This is a genomic window from Microbacterium ginsengisoli (genome assembly GCF_000956535.1).
GTDB classification, from domain to species: domain Bacteria; phylum Actinomycetota; class Actinomycetes; order Actinomycetales; family Microbacteriaceae; genus Microbacterium; species Microbacterium ginsengisoli.
In genome coordinates this window covers 67449-84406 of sequence record NZ_JYIY01000070.1, presented here as the reverse complement: position 1 = coordinate 84406, position 16958 = coordinate 67449, and the positions used below count along the sequence as shown (strand labels likewise).

At 70.1% G+C, this 16958-nt stretch carries 17 protein-coding genes and 4 pseudogenes; 8 read left to right on the top strand and 13 right to left on the bottom strand.

The features are described from left to right. Nucleotides 1-136 (top strand): annotated as a pseudogene (locus RR49_RS15690) (ISL3 family transposase); the annotation flags it as partial. Nucleotides 137-206: 70 nt separating this feature from the next. Here the strand turns inward: RR49_RS15690 and RR49_RS06565 are convergent. The 4 genes and pseudogenes from RR49_RS06565 to RR49_RS16230 all read right to left on the bottom strand — a co-directional run. Beyond that, nucleotides 207-2000, bottom strand: coding sequence for an oleate hydratase (locus tag RR49_RS06565; RefSeq protein WP_045247275.1), 1794 nt, complete (start codon nt 1998-2000; stop codon nt 207-209). A 26-nt stretch (nt 2001-2026) separates the two neighbouring features. Next, nucleotides 2027-2884, bottom strand: a complete 858-nt coding sequence (locus RR49_RS06560; RefSeq protein ID WP_045247274.1) for a 3-hydroxyacyl-CoA dehydrogenase — start codon at nt 2882-2884, stop codon at nt 2027-2029. 34 nt (nt 2885-2918) lie between these two features. Next, entirely contained in the window at nt 2919-3572 is a 654-nt protein-coding gene (locus RR49_RS06555) for a TetR/AcrR family transcriptional regulator (RefSeq protein ID WP_045247273.1), read from the bottom strand. A 180-nt stretch (nt 3573-3752) separates the two neighbouring features. Further along, a pseudogene (locus RR49_RS16230) lies at nt 3753-4235 on the bottom strand (hypothetical protein); the annotation flags it as partial. Nucleotides 4236-4260: 25 nt separating this feature from the next. Between RR49_RS16230 and RR49_RS16175 the strand changes: the two are divergent. Next, complete coding sequence (locus tag RR49_RS16175) at nt 4261-4395, top strand: hypothetical protein (RefSeq protein WP_273207157.1); 135 nt, start codon at nt 4261-4263, stop codon at nt 4393-4395. 50 nt (nt 4396-4445) lie between these two features. On the opposite strand, the pseudogene RR49_RS16225 reads toward RR49_RS16175, so the two are convergent. Together RR49_RS16225 and RR49_RS06545 are read right to left on the bottom strand one after the other, a co-directional pair. Further along, nucleotides 4446-4586 (bottom strand): annotated as a pseudogene (locus tag RR49_RS16225) (glycoside hydrolase family 19 protein); the annotation flags it as partial. A gap of 303 nt (nt 4587-4889) precedes the next feature. Next, nucleotides 4890-5456, bottom strand: coding sequence for a ribonuclease H family protein (locus RR49_RS06545; RefSeq protein WP_045247271.1), 567 nt, complete (start codon nt 5454-5456; stop codon nt 4890-4892). 58 nt (nt 5457-5514) lie between these two features. Here RR49_RS06545 and RR49_RS06540 point away from each other — a divergent pair, with 58 nt between their 5' ends. Beyond that, nucleotides 5515-5955, top strand: coding sequence for a GNAT family N-acetyltransferase (locus RR49_RS06540; RefSeq protein ID WP_045247270.1), 441 nt, complete (start codon nt 5515-5517; stop codon nt 5953-5955). A gap of 31 nt (nt 5956-5986) precedes the next feature. On the opposite strand, the gene deoC is transcribed toward RR49_RS06540, so the two are convergent. Together deoC and trhO are read right to left on the bottom strand one after the other, a co-directional pair. Beyond that, nucleotides 5987-6652 (bottom strand): deoxyribose-phosphate aldolase, encoded by a 666-nt coding sequence (gene deoC, locus RR49_RS06535; protein ID WP_045247269.1) that lies wholly within the window; start codon nt 6650-6652, stop codon nt 5987-5989. Nucleotides 6653-6682: 30 nt separating this feature from the next. Continuing rightward, a complete protein-coding gene (gene trhO, locus RR49_RS06530) occupies nt 6683-7639 on the bottom strand; it encodes an oxygen-dependent tRNA uridine(34) hydroxylase TrhO (RefSeq protein ID WP_045247268.1) in 957 nt (318 codons plus the stop codon). 50 nt (nt 7640-7689) lie between these two features. Here trhO and RR49_RS06525 point away from each other — a divergent pair, with 50 nt between their 5' ends. Together RR49_RS06525 and RR49_RS06520 are read left to right on the top strand one after the other, a co-directional pair. Then, nucleotides 7690-8640 (top strand): aldo/keto reductase, encoded by a 951-nt coding sequence (locus RR49_RS06525; protein WP_045247267.1) that lies wholly within the window; start codon nt 7690-7692, stop codon nt 8638-8640. 100 nt (nt 8641-8740) lie between these two features. Beyond that, nucleotides 8741-10366, top strand: a complete 1626-nt coding sequence (locus RR49_RS06520; RefSeq protein ID WP_045247266.1) for an acyl-CoA dehydrogenase family protein — start codon at nt 8741-8743, stop codon at nt 10364-10366. 38 nt (nt 10367-10404) lie between these two features. Here RR49_RS06520 and RR49_RS06515 read toward each other — a convergent pair whose 3' ends face one another. From RR49_RS06515 to RR49_RS06500, 4 genes are read right to left on the bottom strand one after another with little or no spacing between them, the layout of a single operon-like run. Next, nucleotides 10405-11454, bottom strand: a complete 1050-nt coding sequence (locus RR49_RS06515) for a zinc-dependent alcohol dehydrogenase family protein (protein ID WP_045247265.1) — start codon at nt 11452-11454, stop codon at nt 10405-10407. 46 nt (nt 11455-11500) lie between these two features. After that, nucleotides 11501-12094 carry a nucleoside deaminase gene (locus tag RR49_RS06510; RefSeq protein ID WP_045247264.1) on the bottom strand — a complete coding sequence of 198 codons (594 nt, stop codon included), beginning with the start codon at nt 12092-12094 and terminating at the stop codon, nt 11501-11503. Nucleotides 12095-12136: 42 nt separating this feature from the next. Then, nucleotides 12137-12529, bottom strand: a complete 393-nt coding sequence (locus RR49_RS06505; RefSeq protein WP_045247263.1) for a PPOX class F420-dependent oxidoreductase — start codon at nt 12527-12529, stop codon at nt 12137-12139. A gap of 16 nt (nt 12530-12545) precedes the next feature. Next, complete coding sequence (locus RR49_RS06500; protein ID WP_045247262.1) at nt 12546-13190, bottom strand: SatD family protein; 645 nt, start codon at nt 13188-13190, stop codon at nt 12546-12548. Between the two features lie 73 nt (nt 13191-13263). On the opposite strand from RR49_RS06500, the gene RR49_RS06495 reads away from it, so the two are divergent. The 3 genes and pseudogenes from RR49_RS06495 (at nt 13264) to RR49_RS06485 (ending at nt 15708) form a co-directional block, all read left to right on the top strand. After that, complete coding sequence (locus RR49_RS06495) at nt 13264-13749, top strand: hypothetical protein (protein WP_157013170.1); 486 nt, start codon at nt 13264-13266, stop codon at nt 13747-13749. Then, complete coding sequence (locus tag RR49_RS06490) at nt 13749-14771, top strand: FUSC family protein (RefSeq protein ID WP_045247260.1); 1023 nt, start codon at nt 13749-13751, stop codon at nt 14769-14771. The genes RR49_RS06495 and RR49_RS06490 overlap by 1 nt, the downstream gene beginning before the upstream one ends. Before the next feature lie 38 nt (nt 14772-14809). Further along, a pseudogene (locus tag RR49_RS06485) lies at nt 14810-15708 on the top strand (5'-3' exonuclease). 41 nt (nt 15709-15749) lie between these two features. Here RR49_RS06485 and trpD read toward each other — a convergent pair. Beyond that, a complete protein-coding gene (gene trpD / locus RR49_RS06480; protein WP_045247259.1) occupies nt 15750-16811 on the bottom strand; it encodes an anthranilate phosphoribosyltransferase in 1062 nt (353 codons plus the stop codon). Between the last annotated feature and the right edge of the window lie 147 nt (nt 16812-16958).

Here is a 16958-nt window from a genome sequence, read left to right as displayed (position 1 = left end):
AACGGAGGCCATCAACGGCCGGCTCGAGCACCTTCGCGGTTCCGCCCTCGGCTTCCGGAACCTCACGCACTACGTCGCCAGATCGCTCCTCGAAGCCGGCGGATTCAGACCGCTCCTACACTCTCATCCGCGATGAGCCGAAAAAGGGGAGATCGGGACCGGCTCTGCCGGCTCCGATCTCCCCTTTCCCAGGGATCAGGAGATCATCAGTGGTCGCTGTGATCGGCGATCAGGCCGTACTCGCTGAGGAGTGCACCGATCTCCGTGTCGTCCACCTTGTTGTGAAGCAGCTTCCGGGCGATAGGGCCGCCGGGGAGATGCACCTCCTCGCCGTCGCGCAGCCGGCTGGTCGCCGAGAGCAGCTTCCGCACGTCGTACGTGGAGTTGAAGACCTCGGGCACGCCGCGTTCGATGTCCAGCAGGGTGTAGACGGCCTCCATCGGCGTGCGCACCGAGTACTCCGTCGTGAAGATGCAGTCGCGCTCCTTGGACTCGGCGAACTGCCCGATGAAGGCGAAGTTCACCGATCCTTCCGGGACGACATCCGGGCGGTCTCCGGCCTGCCGCGGCATGAAGAACGCGGTCACGTAGGGCATCATCACCGGAACGGTCTTCGCAGCATTGGCCGCGAGCTCGGGGATCTCCTCGACGGGGACGCCGAGATGATAGAGCCACTCCTGCGCGATCTCCTCACCGGTGGACTCCTGAATGGTCTTTCCCGTGTAGTCCCCGGGCACGTCGGAGAACAGGGCGTAAACCCACACCACGATCTCGTCGGGCTTCTGCTGCTTGAAGTGGGGCTGCCGGTTGACGGTCCATGACAGGAGCCAGCGGGAGTCCCGCGCGGTGACGATACCTCCCGTGACCACCTCCCCGCTGAAGGGGTCGCGCTTGGCGATCTTCTCGATGTACGCCGGGATCCGCGCGTCTAGGGTGGTGACGGTGGCCGACTCCCATTTCGTCTGCGGGATGTGGTCGGCGAAGACTCCCGGACGCCCGAACGCGGGGTCCTTCTGCGCGATCCGCCGCCACAGGTCCCAGGCGGGTGCGGGGCCCTCGTCCAGACGTGCGGGGGTGTGCTGGTCTCCCTCGTTCGAGTTCTCCGTCAGCGATCCGATCGTCATGAACAGCAGGTCGTTCTCCGACAGGTCGACGCCGTCTCCCGGTGCTCCCTCCGGCCCCGAGACCCAGTGCAGACGCGTGGCCTGCTTGCGCGCACCGTCGGCGGAGATGTCGAAGTCGACATCCGTGACCTGCGTGGAGAAGTGGAACGTCACGCCCTGGTCGAGCAGCCACGTGTACAGGGGCAGGACGAGGGACTCGTACTGGTTGTACTTGGTGAACTTCAACGCCGAGAAATCGGGCAGGCCGCCGATGTGGTGGATGAACCGGTGAAGGTACAGCTTCATCTCCAGTGCGGAGTGCCACTCCTCGAAGGCGAACATCGTCCGCCAGTAGAGCCAGAAGTTGCTCTCGAGGAAGTCCTTGCCGAACACCTCGTCGATCCGCTTGTTCTCCATCTCCTCGCGAGTGGCGAGGAAGACTTTGACGATGTCCTTCTGCGCCTTCTCGCTCAGGCCGAACTTGCCGTCGGTGTGTGCGTCCTGGCCTCGGTCGATCGTGGCGCGCTGCAGGGAGTAGTTCGGGTCGTCCTTGTTGAGCCAGTAGAACTCGTCCAGGACGCTCGCTCCTTCTACCTCGAGGGACGGGATCGAGCGGAACAGGTCCCACAGGCACTCGAAGTGGTCCTCCATCTCGCGGCCGCCGCGGATCACGAATCCCTTCTTCGGCTCCTTGATGCCGTCGAGCGCGCCACCGGGCAGCTTCAGCTCCTCGAGAATGGTGATCTTGTTCCCGGGCATCTGGCCGTCGCGGATGAGGAACGCGGCACCGGATAGGGACGCGAGCCCTGATCCGACGAACCAGGCCGACTTCTCATCGACACCCGCCGGCTTGCGGGGCCGCGCGAACGCTTCGTAATTCCCGCTCGTATAACGCATCTTTTTCTTCCTTCTCTGTTCCTTGGTCACTCGTAGTCGTAGAAACCGTGGCCCGTCGAGATGCCGAGCTTGCCCTTGTCGATGTAGTTCTCCTTCAACCAGGCGGCGATCTTCTGAGCCTCCGGGCTGCCGTGCGACATGATGTTGTACGGCGTGGTCAGCCCGATGACGTCGTAGATCTGGAACGGCCCCATGGGGGCGCCGGTCGCGATGCGCCAGACCTTGTCGACGTCATGCGGCTCCGCGTATCCGCCGGCGGCGAGCTCGGCTGCGGCGTTCAGGAAGGGCACCAGGAGAGAGTTCAGGACGTAACCTGCCTTCTCCTTGTGGATCGGAATCGGCACCATGCCGATCTCGGCCGCGAAGTCGACGATCTCATCGAAGACGGCGGGGTCGGTCTCGTCCGTTCCCATCACCTCTCCGGTGTTGAACTTCCAGACCTGATTGGCGAAGTGCAGAGCGAGGAACTTCTGCGGCCGGCCGGTGAAGTCCTTCATGTCGCTGGGCAGCAGCGTCGAGGAATTGGTCGCGAAGATCGTCTTCTCCGGCGCCACCTCGGCGAGCTTCTCGTAGGTCTCCTGCTTCAGCTTCAAGACCTCGGGGATCGCCTCGATCACCAGATCCGCGTCCTTGACGGCGTCTGCCAGGTCGGAGGAATACGTCAGGTTCTCGAGCGCCTTCTCCGCCTTCCCCTCGGCGGCCCCGGCGACGCCGTCCTGCTTGTAGGTCTCTGCCAGTGACGAGAAACGTGACTTCGCCTTCTCGAGAATCTCGTCACTGATGTCGTAGGCGACGACGTCGAAGCCGCTGAACGCCGTCTGGAACGCGATCTGCGATCCCAGGACGCCGGTGCCGAGGACTGTGACCTTGTGGATGCTGCTCATTCTGCTCTCCTTCATTTCCGGTTCTGTGTGGTTGTCATGGTCGACGTTCGCCGGTTGCCTCGCGGGTCGCCGCCAGCCCCCGCACGATCTGCGCGATCTGGTGGCGGAGGTCGTCTCGCAGATCGTGTCCGCGGTGGGCGCCGGTGTACAGCCGAGCGATTGCGAGATGGACCACGGCGAAGACGGAGCTGCTCGCGACGCGTGCGGCGTCGTGGTCGTCGGTCACCCCGCGTCCTCGGTCGCTGTCGACCAGGCGCGCGGCGAGTGCTTCCTCGAAGGCCTGCACGTGAGCGAGGCCCTCGAGCCGGAATCTCTCGGACGGCGACCCGAAGAGCAGCTCGCGCTGGTAGGTGGCCGCGTTCTCCGGCGACTCGCTCGCCCGTGTCACGAGCGGCTCGACCAACGCGACCACGGCCTCGACCGGGTCGCTGACCGATTCGGCGCGCTCCAGGCCCTCGCGAAGCGCCTCGTCGAGCTTGGAGTTGTAGACCATCAACAGCAACTCGCTCTTCGAAGCGGCGTACCGGAACAGAGTGCCTGCGGCCACGTCTGCCCGGTCCGAGATCTGCTGGGTGGTCACGGCGCTGAAGCCCTCGGCGTCGAACAGTTCGGCTGCCGCCTCGGAGATCCGCCGCTGCTTGGCCTCCATCGACCTCGACCTTCGACTGACTGCGTTCGTAGCGGACATCCGTTCCTCCTTCTGAAATGGAACGTACTCATTAATGAGTGCACGCCGCAATGGGGGTGGACGTCTTGCGTTCGGTGCCTTCGTGCCCGCTTCTGCTCACTCCGCGTCCGCGGGCCGCCGCGATGGGTTGAAGTAAGGGTCACCTTACTTGCAGGCTCGCGGCGGAGATTAGAACACCGTTCACTCTACGAGCGGTCGCTTTCTACGGTGCGAGGGAGTCGCGATGGATGTGGAACGAAACGGCGGCGCGACGACGCAGGAGTCGTTCTTCGCCCCGGTGCGCCGCAGCCTTGCTGGCATCATCGCCTTGAGCGTGATCGGCGCGATCAGCGGCGTCATCCCTTTCATCGCGATCGTGGAGCTTGCGCGCACCCTGCTGCCCGCGCTGGCGGGCGGTGAGGTCGACGCCGGCCGGATGTGGACGATCGTCGTCGTCGCGGTGGCCGCGCTCTTCGTCAGCTTCGGGGCGGCGTTCCTGTCGGGCATGGTGAGCCACCTCGCCGACGCCGAGCTGCAGCACCCGCATCGTCCGGCACCTGCAGCGGCTGCCTCTCGGCTGGTTCGACCGACGCTGGCTACACCCTCAACTGCGAAGAGCCCGTTGTGGGTCGCGGGCTCGTCGCCGCGGGTCCACCAGTTGGCCCGGTACACGATGCCGCCTTCGGATGCCGTCTGGCCGCCGGTGTAGGTGTCGGTCGCCGACCAGGCAGCGACGCACGCCGCTCCGGTCGGGCTCGGCGTGGGAGTCGGGCTCGCCGTCGGCGAGGACGTGGGGGTGGGTGTCGCACTTCCGCCGCAGGAGCCCTGGGACGTCCAGGGCTGACCGGTGCCCGAGCCGCCGTTGTTCGTCGCCGGGTCGTTGCCCTGCGTCCACCAGTTCGCACGGTAGGTGACGCCGTTGCTGCTGACGGTGTTCCCGCCGACGTAGGTCGCGGTCGCACTCCAGGCCGGGGCGCAGGTCGTGTCCGCGAATGCGGACGTCGCGACGATCGGGACGGCGACCGCGGCGACCACCACGGCGGTCACCACGAGCCCGATGCGTGCGCGAAGGGATGTTCTCTTCACAGGTGCCTCGTTCGATAGATGGCCGGGGCGAAGACCGTGCGGCTCCCCCGGCGGTGTCAGATGAACGGCCGTCGTTCGTCACCGCCGCAGACCCTGCGCCGGCATCGGGCCGCGTGTCGACGATAGGGGCGAACCTTCAGTAAGACTGAAACTTCACGCTGGGAGAACGCTGGCGGTTTTCGGACATGACTGAAAACCGCCGAAGATGCGGCAGAACGCGCCGTTCCCGCACCGTGATCGCGGGGCGCGCCGTCAGCGGCGCACGCGGTCCGCGGCGGCGCGCGGCGGGTCGACCGAGACATCCAACCGGTCGAGACCCCGATGCGAGGTCCACACCAGCTGCTCCCCGGCCGCGCCGTGCTGCGACGCACGCACCGCACGCTCGTCCGCCCAGCTGTTGAGCCGGTGGCCGGCGTGGCCGCGCACATGCTCCAGCACGACGTCCGGACGGCCGGCCGACCGGCGGGCGTCGCGCGCCGCGATGAGCTGCTCGAGGATGTCGCGATTGGCGACCGGCTTCTTCGCACTCGTGACCCAGCCGCGACGGCGGTGGCCGTCCATCCACGACGCATAGGTGTCGATCGCATACTTCGAATCCGCCTGCACGATCAGTTCGTCGACATCCGCGTGCGCGACGATCGCGTTCAACAGCGCGAGCAGCTCGCCGATGTTGTTGGTTCCCTCCGGCAGCGAACCCGCGGCCCACTCGCCGTCCTCGCCGACCCACGCCCACCCCGTGGGGCCGGGGTTCCCTTTGCACGCGCCGTCGGTGGCGACGACGTATCGACGGGCGGATGTCTCGGAGTTCTCGTCAGGCACGCCTTCCAGTCTTGCAGGCCCTCCGTTCCCACACGCCGCGCCCCCTTAGGCTGGCGCCATGGTCACGATCTCCCCGCTGCATCCCGACGACCGCCCCGCGTGGGAGCCGCTCTGGGCCGGCTACCTGGAGTTCTACGAGACCGACCTCGCCGCCGACGTGAGCGACGCCACCTTCACCGCCCTCACGACACCCGGCACCACCGTGCACGGCGCGATGGCGCGAGACGACGGCACGCCGATCGGCATCGTGCACTGGCTCACCCACGCCTCGACCTGGGCTCTCGGGGACTACTGCTACCTCGAAGACCTCTACGTCTCACCTGACGCCCGCGGCACGGGCGCCGGCCGCGCACTGATCGCGCACGTGCGCGACTGGGCCGCAGAACACGGCGCCGCGAAGGTCTACTGGCTCACCGCCGAGGGCAACACGACCGCGCGCACCCTCTACGACCGCGTCGCCGCCGACACCGGATTCGTGCACTACGAGATCGAGCTCTGACTCCCCCGCCGGACCCGCGCAGCGCCCGGGCTCAGTAGCCGGCCGCCGCGGTCTCGTCGGCGAGGATCGCGCGCGTGCTCGAGAGCCCGAGACGCGTCGCGCCGGCCGCGATCATCGCCTCGGCGTCCTCGCGCGTGCGGATGCCGCCCGACGCCTTGACTTCGAGGCGATCGCCGACCGTCTGCTTCATGAGGCGCACGGCATGCACCGTCGCGCCCCCGGTCGGGTGGAAGCCGGTCGACGTCTTCACGAAGTCGGCCCCGGCCCGCTCTGCCGCCTGGCACACGGCCACGATCGCGTCATCGGACAACGCGGCCGACTCGATGATGACCTTCAGCACCACCGGCCGGGGCGCGGCATCCCGAACCGCACGGATGTCGCCCTCGACGGCGTCGTAGAGGCCTTCGATCGCGGCACCCACGTCGATCACCATGTCGATCTCGTCGACGCCCTGCGACGCGGCGAGCCGAGCCTCGGCCGCCTTGATCGACGAGTGGTGCTTGCCGCTCGGGAATCCGACCACGACCGCGAGCTTGAGACCCTCGGGCACCTCGACCGGGATGACCGACGGCGACAGGCACACGCTGTAGGTGCCGAGCTCGGCCGCCTCCGCGATGGTCGCCGCCACATCAGCGGTCGTCGCCTCGGGCTTGAGCAGCGTGTGGTCGACGTAGCGGGCGAGGTTCTGAGTGGTCATGGTTCTCCTTGTGGGGGTGGACGAGGAAGCTCAGCGGGCGGCGGCGACGGCGTGCGACGCGCACCGCGCGGCATCCGTCTCGCTGCAGGCGGCGCACTGCACGACCCGCACCTTGCAGGCGTCGTCGGCGCAGTTGACCATGCGGGACTCCGGCGCGCCGCAGGCGGCGCATACGCCGATGACGGCGGGCCGCTCGCCGAACGACACCGAGCCGCGTCCGTCGAAGACGTAGAGCGATCCGTCCCACAGGCCGGTGTTGCCGAAGCTCTCGCCGTAGCGCACGATGCCGCCGTCGAGCTGGTACACCTCGCCGAATCCGCGGGCGACCATCAGGCTCGACAGCACCTCGCAGCGGATGCCGCCGGTGCAGTACGTCACCACGGGTTTGCCCTTGAGGTGGTCGTAGCGACCGGAGTCGAGCTCGGCGACGAAGTCGCGGGTGGTGGTGACATCCGGCACGATCGCCCCACGGAACCGGCCGATCTCTGCCTCGAAGGCATTGCGCCCGTCGAAGAACACGACATCGTCTCCGCGCCGCGCCACCAGGTCGTGCAGGGCGCCGGGCGTGAGGTGGGTGCCGCCGCCGATCACGCCATCCGCGTCGACCCGCAGCTCTCCCGGCGCGCCGAACGTGACGATCTCGTCGCGCACCTTCACCGACAGGCGCGGGAAGTCGAGGCTGCGGCCGTCGGCGTCGAGGCCGGTGCCCTCCGACCACTTCAGGTCGATGCCGCGGAACGGCGCGTACTCCTTGAGCTTGCGCGCGTAGCGCTTCATCGCGGCGAGATCGCCGCCGACGGTGCCGTTGATGCCCTGGGTCGAGAGCAGGATGCGCCCGCGCAGCCCGAGCGACTCGCACAGGTCGCGCTGCCACAGACGCACGGCCTCCGGGTCCGCGAGCGGCGCGAACCGGTAGAAGAGGAGGATCTTGGCGTGGGGCACCGAGCCATCGTACGGCGCCGGGGCGGCCGTGACATCCGGCGTCATCGTGGAGACATCCCGGGAATACCGCCCGGCCCGCCCGCCTTGTCGCGAGTATGACGCGCATCGGAACCAGCGACCTCGACATCCTCCCCCTCGCCCTCGGCGGCAACGTGTTCGGATGGACGGCCGACCGCGACGCCTCATTCGCCGTGCTCGACGCGTTCAGCGCAGGCGGCGGCGACTTCATCGACACCGCCGACTCGTACAGCGCCTGGGTGCCCGGCAACAGCGGCGGCGAGAGCGAGACGATCATCGGCGCGTGGCTCGCCGACCGGAAGCCACAGGGCGTGACCGTCGCGACGAAGGTCAGCCAGCACCCCGAGTTCCGCGGACTCGCCGCGAGTACCGTCCGCGCCGCCGCCGAGGCGTCGCTGGGCCGACTCGGCGTCGAGGCGATCGACCTCTACTACGCGCACTTCGACGACGAGACCGTGCCGCTCGAGGAGACGGTCGCGGCCTTCGGCGCGCTCGTCAGCGACGGTCTCGTGCGCTACGTCGCCGTCTCGAACTACTCGCCCGAGCGCCTCCAGCAGTGGATCGACATCGCCACGGAGACCGGCGTCGCCCTGCCCGTCGCGGTGCAGCCGCACTACAACCTCGTGCATCGCAACGACGTCGAGGCAGGCATCATCCCGGTCGCCGAGCGCAACCACCTCGGTCTCGTGCCGTACTACGCGCTCGCGAGCGGATTCCTGACGGGCAAGTACCGGTCGACGGATGCCGCGGGCCAGGCCTCGCCCCGCGCGCAGGGCGCGGCGAAGTATGCGACGACGCAGGGTCTCGCGATCATCGACGCACTCGAGGGCATCGGCGCCGCCCACGGCGTCTCGATCGCGGCGACGGCACTGGCCTGGCTGCGTGCGCAACCGACGGTCGTCGCGCCGATCGCGAGCGCATCGCAGGTCGCGCAGGTGCCCGACCTGCTCGACGGCGCCCGTGTGGAGCTGACCGCGGCCGAGGTCGCGGAGCTCGACCGCGTCTCCACCTGGACGCCGGCCTCCTGACGACGTCGCGCGGGCACTGACCGACCCGCGCGGCGCGGGCGGCGACCGACCCCGATAGCCTCGACTCGCACGACCGACGCGACGAGGCGAAGGAGACACCGTGGCCACCCACACCGTGACGAATCAGGCGCCGCCGCGCACGGATCTCGACGAGTTCGGCACGAACGTCGCTCTCGTCGAGGCCGTGGTCCGCTTCGATGCGGGCGCGCACGTCGACGACCTGCACACGACCGGATGCCGCGTGGGCGCCGCCGCCTTCCAGGCCGATGCCGAACGGGCGAACGTGCGGGAGCCGCAGCTGGTCACCCACGACCGGTGGGGCAACCGGGTCGACGAGGTCGTCTACGACGAGGCGTACCACCGGGTGATCGCGGCGGCCGTCGCGGACGGCGCGCACACCGCGGCATCCGCTCGTCCGGGTCCCGGCGCGAACGTCGCCCGGGCCACGACGTTCATGCTGTACGCGCAGGTGGAGCCGGGCCACGCCTGCCCGGTGTCGATGACCCACGCGGTCGCGCCGGTGCTCGCCCAGCATCCCGAGGTGGGCGCCGACTGGATGCCGCGGGTGCACTCCCGCGCGTACGAGCCGGAGCTTCGGGCGGGCAAGTCGAGCGCGCTGTTCGGCATGGCGATGACCGAGAAGCAGGGCGGCTCGGATGTGCGGGCCGGCGCGACGCGGGCGACGCCCGCAGCCTCCGGCACCGCCCGGCTCACCGGCCACAAGTGGTTCTGCAGCGCGCCGATGTCGGACGGCTTCCTGGTGCTCGCACAGGCGCCGGGCGGACTGAGCTGCTATCTCGTGCCGCGCGTGCTCCCGGACGGCACCCGCAACCCGTTCGCGATCCAACGCCTGAAGGACAAGCTCGGCAACCGCGCGAACGCGTCGAGCGAGATCGAGTTCGACGGCACCGTCGGGGTGCTCGTGGGCGACGAGGGGCGCGGCGTGCGCACGATCATCGACATGGTCGCGGGCACCCGCCTCGACTGCGTGCTCGGGTCGACCGCCGGCATGCGGCAGGCGGTCGCCGAGGCGGCGTGGCACGTGCGGCACCGCGCGGCGTTCGGCCGCACGCTCATCGACCAGCCTGCGATGACCGCGGTCATCGCCGACCTGCAGCTCGAGACCGAGGCCGCGACCATCACGGCACTGCACCTTGCGCGCGCCTACGACGACGACGCGGATGCCGCGGCCATCGCGTTCCGCCGCCTCGCCACCCCTGTCGCCAAGTACTGGATCTGCAAGCGCGGCCCCGCCCATGCCTATGAGGCGCTCGAATGCCTCGGCGGCAACGGCTACACGGAGGCCTTCCCGCTCGCGCGGCGCTACCGGGAGCAGCCGGTGATGGCGGTCTGGGAGGGGTCGGGCAACGTCATCGCCCTCGATGTGCTGCGCGCGCTCGTGCGCGAGCCCGAGACCTGGGAGGCGTTCGACCACGAGGTGGGACGCGCCCGCGGGGCATCCGCTCTGCTCGACGCCCATCTCGATCGCACCCGTACGCGCGTGGCCGCCGCCGTCGCCGATCCGGCCTCGGCCGAGGTCTCCGCGCGCTCCCTGGTCGGCGCGCTCGCGCTCGCCCTCGAGGCCTCGCTCGTCGCCCGGCACTCCCCCGCCGCGGTCGCCGACGCGTTCATCGCCGGCCGTCTCGGCGACGACCCCGCCGCGGGCGCGCTGTTCGGCGCGCTGCCGTCAGGCGTAGACGTCGCGGCGATCGCGGCGCGCGCCTGACCCCGCGAGCTCGCGTCGAGACGATCGGATGCCGCGGCTCACGGCCGCAGCAGCACCTTCACCGCTCGACGCTCGTCCATCGCGGCGTAGGCCTCGGCGGCCTCCGACAGCGGCAGCTGCAGGGTGAAGACCTTGCCGGGCTGGATCGCACCCGAGCGCACGTCGGGGAGCAGCTCGTCGATGTAACCGCGCACGGGGGCGACACCGCCGTTCACGCCGACGTTGCGGTTGAACATGGTGCGCACCGGGAGCTCCGGACCGCCGTTGGGAACGCCGACGTAGCCGACCATGCCCCCGGGTCGCGCGGAGCGCAGCGCCTGGTCCATCGACTCCTTGGTGCCGACGCACTCGAGCACGCGGTCGGCGCCGATCCCGCCGGTGAGCGCGCGCACGGCTTCGATCCCGGCGTCGCCGCGCTCCTCGACGATGTGAGTGGCACCGAACTCGCGGGCGAGCGCCTGCCGATCAGCGTGACGCGACATCGCGATGATCGTGGTGGCCCCGAGTCGCTTCGCCGCGATGATCGCGCAGAGACCCACGGCACCGTCGCCGACGACCGCGACGCTGTCCCCGGGCTGCACGCCCGCCGACACGGCGGCGTGGTGGCCGGTCCCCATGACGTCGCTGAGGGTGAGGAGTCCGGGGATCTCATCCTCCGTGACGGGTCCGGGCACGACGGCGAGCGTTCCGTCGGCGAGCGGCACGCGCACGTACTCGCCCTGGCCGCCGTCGGCGAAGCCGCCCACCTGGTCGTCACTGCCCCACCAGCCTCCGTGCAGGCACGAGGTGCTGACGCCGTTGCGGCAGTTCACGCAGGTGCCGTCGCAGACGTAGAAGGGCGCGATGACGAAGTCGCCGGCGGCGACGCTCGTGACGTCGGGGCCGACGGCCTCGACGACGCCGATGAACTCGTGTCCGATGCGATGCGGCTCGGAGGTCGGCACGACACCGCGGTACGGCCAGAGGTCGGAGCCGCAGACGCAGGCTGCGACGACCCGCACGATGGCATCGCCTCCGGTGGAGAGCGTCGGGTCGGGCACGTTCTCGACGCGGATGTCGCGGGCGTCGTGGATCACGGTGGCGAGCATGTTCCGAGCCTACGCCCGGCGCAGGCGACCGCCGGCTGCCCGACGGCTACTCGGCGAGGCCGCGGGCGTTGTAGACGAGGGTGTCGGCGGCGCCGTAGGCGCGGTAGACGTCGAGGGCCTCGGCGCGCCGCACGCCCTCGCGCACGCGGATGCCGCGCGCCTCGAACTGCGCGTCCCAGTCGGTGACGACAGGACCCTCGTCGAAACCGGTGAGCTCTTCGAGTTCGGGACCGGAGCCGGCGACCACGAGGCTGCGCACGCCGCTCCACATCGTGGCGCCGTAGCACATGACGCACGGGCGCCAGTTGACCACGAGCTCGAGCTCGGCGCCGCCCTCGCCCAGATCCCAGCGGCCGAGGGTGCGTTGTGCCAGCCCCAGCGCCATGACCTCGGCATGCATCCCGCTGATGCCCGAACTCAGCACGACGTTGACACCGACGGATACCAGCCGGCCCGAGTCGGCGTCGACGACGATCGCGGCGAACGGGCCGCCGTTGCCGGCGCGCCAGTTGCGGTCTGCGAGGTCGTTGACGAGGTCCATCCGCTCCTCGGCGGTCGGCAGGACGTCGGGGAGCTCGGGCAGCAGAGTCAGCAGCCATTCGGGCAGCGAGGCATCGAGGGAGGTTGCGGGGAGAGTCACCCGGACATCATGCCGCGCGCAGATGACGAGGATGTGTCGGGGTCACTGCCCGCCGACGGCGTCTATGCGCATGACGAGCACGACCCGGTCGGCCCGATCGGCGGGCGGCTGCTGGTCCGCGTTCCCGTACCGCTTGCCGAGCACCACGAAGAAGTCGCCGCCCGGGTCGGGGCGCACCTCGACGAGCTCGCCGCGCAGCTCGACGTAGGAGTACGGGTGGTCGGGGTCGAACACCATGAGCGCCATCGCGGGGTTCTGCTGCAGGTTGCGGAACTTCTGTCTGCGTGTGGTGTGCGTGAACGCGATCGTGTCTCCGTCGAGCAGGAACCACATCGGGTTCACCTGCACGACGCCGTCGGGTCGCACGGTGCCGAGAGCCCCGTAGTTCGGCGCGTCGAGCAGGCGGCGCTGAGCGGGGGTGAGTGCGACGGTCATGGTGCTCCTCGGCGGGTCAGGCGTCGCGATCCACGCTAGACCCGCTGCGCAGGAGATGGAGCCCGGCGACCAGACTCGCTCCGCCCGATCGGCCGAGCATCTGCGACACCGCGGACTGGCTGACGCCTTCACGGCGAGCGAGGTCGGCCTGGCGCTCGCCGCGCCACGCCCCGAGCGCGAGACGGCGCGCACGGCCGGTCATCGCGGACACGATCTGGTCGCGCGTGAGCAGATAGGCGTTGACGGATGCCGCACCCGGCCCCTCGTACCACGATCGGCCGCCCGCCACACCCGACGCCGGGAGAGCGTGCGCACGTTCGATGGCACGGCGAGCCGCCCACCATGCGCTTCCCTCGGAGATGCCGAGCTCCGGCTCGCTCGCGCGGCGCGAGGGTACCCGGCCGGCGTCTCCGGCACCGAGACCGAATCGGCAGTCGACCTCGTCGGGCAGCGCGAGGCGCAGGATGAGGGTCGCGGCGAGGGCGTCGTCGAGGCCGGCGTAGACGCCCTGCAGCTCGTCGCCGACGGTGGGCCGCACCGCGGTGAGCGGCGGGACGTCCTGATCGACGAACTCGAGGGCGTCATCGATGGCGCGCTGGGCTGCCGGACGGTCGTGGAGCGATCGTGAGCCGACGATATCGATGGTCACCGCGTAGGACATGCCATAAGTATATGACTTATATGGCGAAAATATAAGTCACACGCTTATGCACAACCGTGCCTATGCTGGACTCGTGTCGGACGTCCGCCCTCCTCTCGTCATCATCGGCCCCCGCGGACGGCTCGTGATCCTCGCGATCGCCTGTGCGATCGCGGCGGCGATGGGCATCGTGATCGTGCTGCTGAACCAGCAGAACCTGACGGCCCTCGTCGTCGGCGTCGCCGCGGTCGGTGTCTTCGGCGTCGGCGGCGGCTACTCGCTCATCGGCCAATGGCGGCGCAGTCGCCTGCTTCGCGTCGACGACGCGGGCATCCGTCTGGGCGACGGCGCGAGCCTCGCCTGGCGGGACATCGACCGTGTCGGTGTCGCCGGGCCCGCGCTCGGCATCCGCCTGCGCAGCGCCGATGCCTACCTCTCCCAACGACCTCGGGGGGTGACCGTCGAGTCGCTGCAGGCCACTCGGCGCACCTGGAGCGGATTCGACATCGTCTTCCCCGAGCGCGATCTCGGCATGACGGCGACGGCCGCCTCCGCCGCCGTGCGCGCACGCAAACCGTGATGCGTCCCGTGCCCACCGCCTTCGACGTGCGTTCAGCCACCCGCCCGTCCCTCCTGCAGGTCGGCAAGTCGGCCGTCGCCGTCGCCGTCGCATGGCTGCTCGCGGGCTGGCTCGTCCACGGCCCTGCTCCCGTGTTCGCGGCGATCGCGGCGCTTCTCGTGGTGCAACCGAGCCTCAATCAGTCGGTCGCCCGCGCGATCGAGCGCTCGGTCGGCGTGATCGCGGGCGTCGTGCTCGCCTCGGTGCTCGGCATCGCGTTCGGCCGCGCGACCGCGGTCGTCCTTGTCGCCGCCGCCGTCGGCCTCCTCCTCGCCTGGTCGCTGCGGATGACCGTCGGCACGGCGAACCAGATCGCGATCAGCGCGATTCTCGTCCTCTCCCTCGGCGCGACCACACCCGAGTACGCGGTCGACCGCATCATCGAGACGGTGATCGGCGCGATCGTCGGCATCATCGCGAACCTCGCCATCGTGCCCCCCGTGGCGCTCGCGCCGGCACGGGAGCAGGTGCGACGTCTGCGCGAAGAGCTCGCCCTCTCATTCGAGCGGCTCGCCGACGCCCTCGATCACCCACCCACGGCAGCGGGTCGCGAAGAACTCATGATCGGCGCCCGACTGCTGCGCCCGGTGCAGAGCCGGGCCAATGACGCGCTCGCCGCGGCATCCGAATCGCTCACCTTCAATCCGCGCGGACGCAGCCTGGGCACCCAGGTCGCCGCCCTCCGCGATGACCTCGACGTGTTCACCCCGATCGTGACGCAGCTGATCGGGATGACCCGCGCCGTCTACGACCACGCGAGCGACGACGCCACACCCGACCCCGCTCTGCCCGCGATCGCGCTGCAGCTGCGCCGCGTCGCGCACGACGTGCGCCTGACGGGCGAGCAGGCGGATGCCGCGCCCGAGGAGCCCGCGCTGACCGCGCCGCTGGAGCTGGTGCAGCCGGGCCCGCAGTGGATTCTGGTCGGCGCCATGCTGGAGGATCTGAAGCGCGTGCATCTCTCCCTGACCGAGCGCGCCTGACGAAGGGACGCGACGTGGCCGCGGCATCCGATCGACTCATGCTCCTGGACACCGCCAGCCTCTACTTCCGCGCGTTCTACGGGGTGCCGGAGTCCGTGACCGCCGCCGACGGCACGCCGGTGAACGCCGTGCGGGGCCTCCTCGACTCGATTGCGCGCCTCGGCTCTACTCTCCGACGCACCTCGTCGCCTGCTGGGACGACGACTGGCGTCCGCGGTGGCGCGTCGAGCTGATTCCGAGCTACAAGACGCACCGCGTCGTGGAGGTGGTGGCCGGCGGCACCGACGTGGAGGAGGTGCCCGATCCGCTCGAGCGCCAGGTGCCGATCATCCGCGAGGCGCTCACGCGCCTCGGCATCCCGATCGTCGGTGCGGCCGAGCACGAGGCCGACGACGTGATCGGCACCCTCGCGACCGGCGCGGGCCTGCCGGTCGACGTCGTCACAGGCGACCGCGACCTCTTCCAGCTCATCGACGACGACGCGGACGTGACGGTCGTCTACACCGCACGCGGCATGTCGAACCTCGAACAGCTGCGCGACGCGGACATCGTGGCGCGCTACGGCGTACACGCCGACCAGTACGCGGATTTCGCGACGCTGCGCGGCGATTCCTCGGACGGGCTGCCCGGCGTCGCCGGCATCGGGGAGAAATCGGCGGCGACGCTGCTCGCGGCCCACGGCGACCTCGCCGGAATCACCGCGGCCGCCGCCGAGACACGCGGCATGACCCCCGGCGTCGCGAAGAAGGTGCTCGCGGGCGCCGACTACCTCGCCGTCGCCCCTACCGTGGTGCGGGTCGTCCGCGACCTTCCCCTCCCCCGGCCGCAGCGACTCCACGTTCCCGACCCCGACGAGAGCGCCGCGTTCGTGGAGACCTGGCGCATCGGTACGTCGTTCCGTCGCGCCGCGGACGCCCTGGCGGCGACCGCGGGCTGAGCGGAGCCGACCGGCACAGAACCGGGCTGAGCGGCGCGCCGTCAGGCCGAGCGACGCTGCGTCGCGTCGACCCACCGCTCGAGCGTCGCGGTCGCGCGCCCGTCGTCGATGGCGGCTCCGGCGAGCTCCACGGCCTCGGCGAGCCGGTCGAGGATCGGCCGGTGGGCCTCGGTGGGCTGCTGGAACAGACGGTAGGCGACGATGCCGGCGGCCGTGTTCAGCAGCACGATGTCCCGCACCGGACCGGTCTCACCGGAGAGAGTGCGGCGGACGACGTCCGCGTTGTGCACGGGGTCGCCGCCCAGAAGGTCCTCGATGCGAGCGCGCGGGATGCCGATGTCGCGCGGGTCGAGGTCGTGCTCGTGCACATCGCCGAGCGAGACCTCCCAGATGCGGCTGTGGCCGGTCGTGGTGAGTTCGTCGAGCCCGTCGTCGCCGCGGAACACGAGCGCGGTGGCGCCGCGGGTGCGGAAGACGCCCGTGATCAGCGGCACGCGGTCGAGAGTCGCGACGCCGACGGCGTTCGCCTCGGCCCGCGCCGGGTTGCAGAGCGGTCCGAGGAAGTTGAAGACGGTCGGGATGCCGAGTTCCGCCCGCGTCGGACCGGCGTGACGGAACCCGGGGTGGAAGGCGGCCGCGAAGGCGAACGTGATGCCCGCCTCGCCGAGCACCTCGGCGACCTCGTCGGGCGCGAGGGTGAGATCGACGCCGAGGGCCGAGAGCACGTCGGACGAGCCCGACTTGGAACTGGCGGCCTTGTTGCCGTGCTTGACCACCGGCACTCCGGATGCCGCGGCCACGACGGCCGACATCGACGAGATGTTGACCGTGCCCCAACGGTCTCCGCCGGTGCCAACGATGTCGAGCACGGCGGCGGGTACGGGCAGCGGAAGGGCGGCGTCGAGGATCGCGTCGCGGAAGCCCACGACCTCGTCGACGGTCTCACCCTTCGCGCGCAGGGCGACGAGGAATCCGGCGAGCTGGGAGGGGGTCGCGCGTCCCGCCATGATCTCCTGCATGGCCCACGTCGACTCCGACACGCTGAGGTTCTCGCCGGCGAGGAGGGCGGTCAGGATCGAAGGCCACGAGGGAGAGGTCGACACGGCTTCGATCCTACTGAAGGCGGCCGGTCGGGCCCCGCCGCGGCAGGGCGGGCGGCGTGCACGCCGCACCTCGGTTTTCCGAAGGCGCTTCGCCGCTGCTACTTAGGTTTCCCTCAGTCGCGCCACGGGCTCCGCCAACCTCGCGGG

Bases quoted from the DNA above. Each gene is read 5' to 3' on its own strand.
- RR49_RS06540 (WP_045247270.1), top strand. From the start codon at position 5,515: ATGGTCACGATCTCCCCGCTGCATCCCGACGACCGCCCCGCGTGGGAG.
- RR49_RS06505 (WP_045247263.1), bottom strand. From the start codon at position 12,529: ATGACCGTCGCACTCACCCCCGCTCAGCGCCGCCTGCTCGACGCGCCG.
- RR49_RS06525 (WP_045247267.1), top strand. From the start codon at position 7,690: ATGACGCGCATCGGAACCAGCGACCTCGACATCCTCCCCCTCGCCCTC.
- RR49_RS06565 (WP_045247275.1), bottom strand. From the start codon at position 2,000: ATGCGTTATACGAGCGGGAATTACGAAGCGTTCGCGCGGCCCCGCAAG.
- deoC (WP_045247269.1), bottom strand. From the start codon at position 6,652: ATGACCACTCAGAACCTCGCCCGCTACGTCGACCACACGCTGCTCAAG.
- RR49_RS06555 (WP_045247273.1), bottom strand. From the start codon at position 3,572: ATGTCCGCTACGAACGCAGTCAGTCGAAGGTCGAGGTCGATGGAGGCC.
- RR49_RS06515 (WP_045247265.1), bottom strand. From the start codon at position 11,454: ATGCTCGCCACCGTGATCCACGACGCCCGCGACATCCGCGTCGAGAAC.
- RR49_RS06490 (WP_045247260.1), top strand. From the start codon at position 13,749: ATGCGTCCCGTGCCCACCGCCTTCGACGTGCGTTCAGCCACCCGCCCG.
- trhO (WP_045247268.1), bottom strand. From the start codon at position 7,639: ATGACGCCGGATGTCACGGCCGCCCCGGCGCCGTACGATGGCTCGGTG.
- RR49_RS06500 (WP_045247262.1), bottom strand. From the start codon at position 13,190: ATGTCCTACGCGGTGACCATCGATATCGTCGGCTCACGATCGCTCCAC.
- RR49_RS06560 (WP_045247274.1), bottom strand. From the start codon at position 2,884: ATGAGCAGCATCCACAAGGTCACAGTCCTCGGCACCGGCGTCCTGGGA.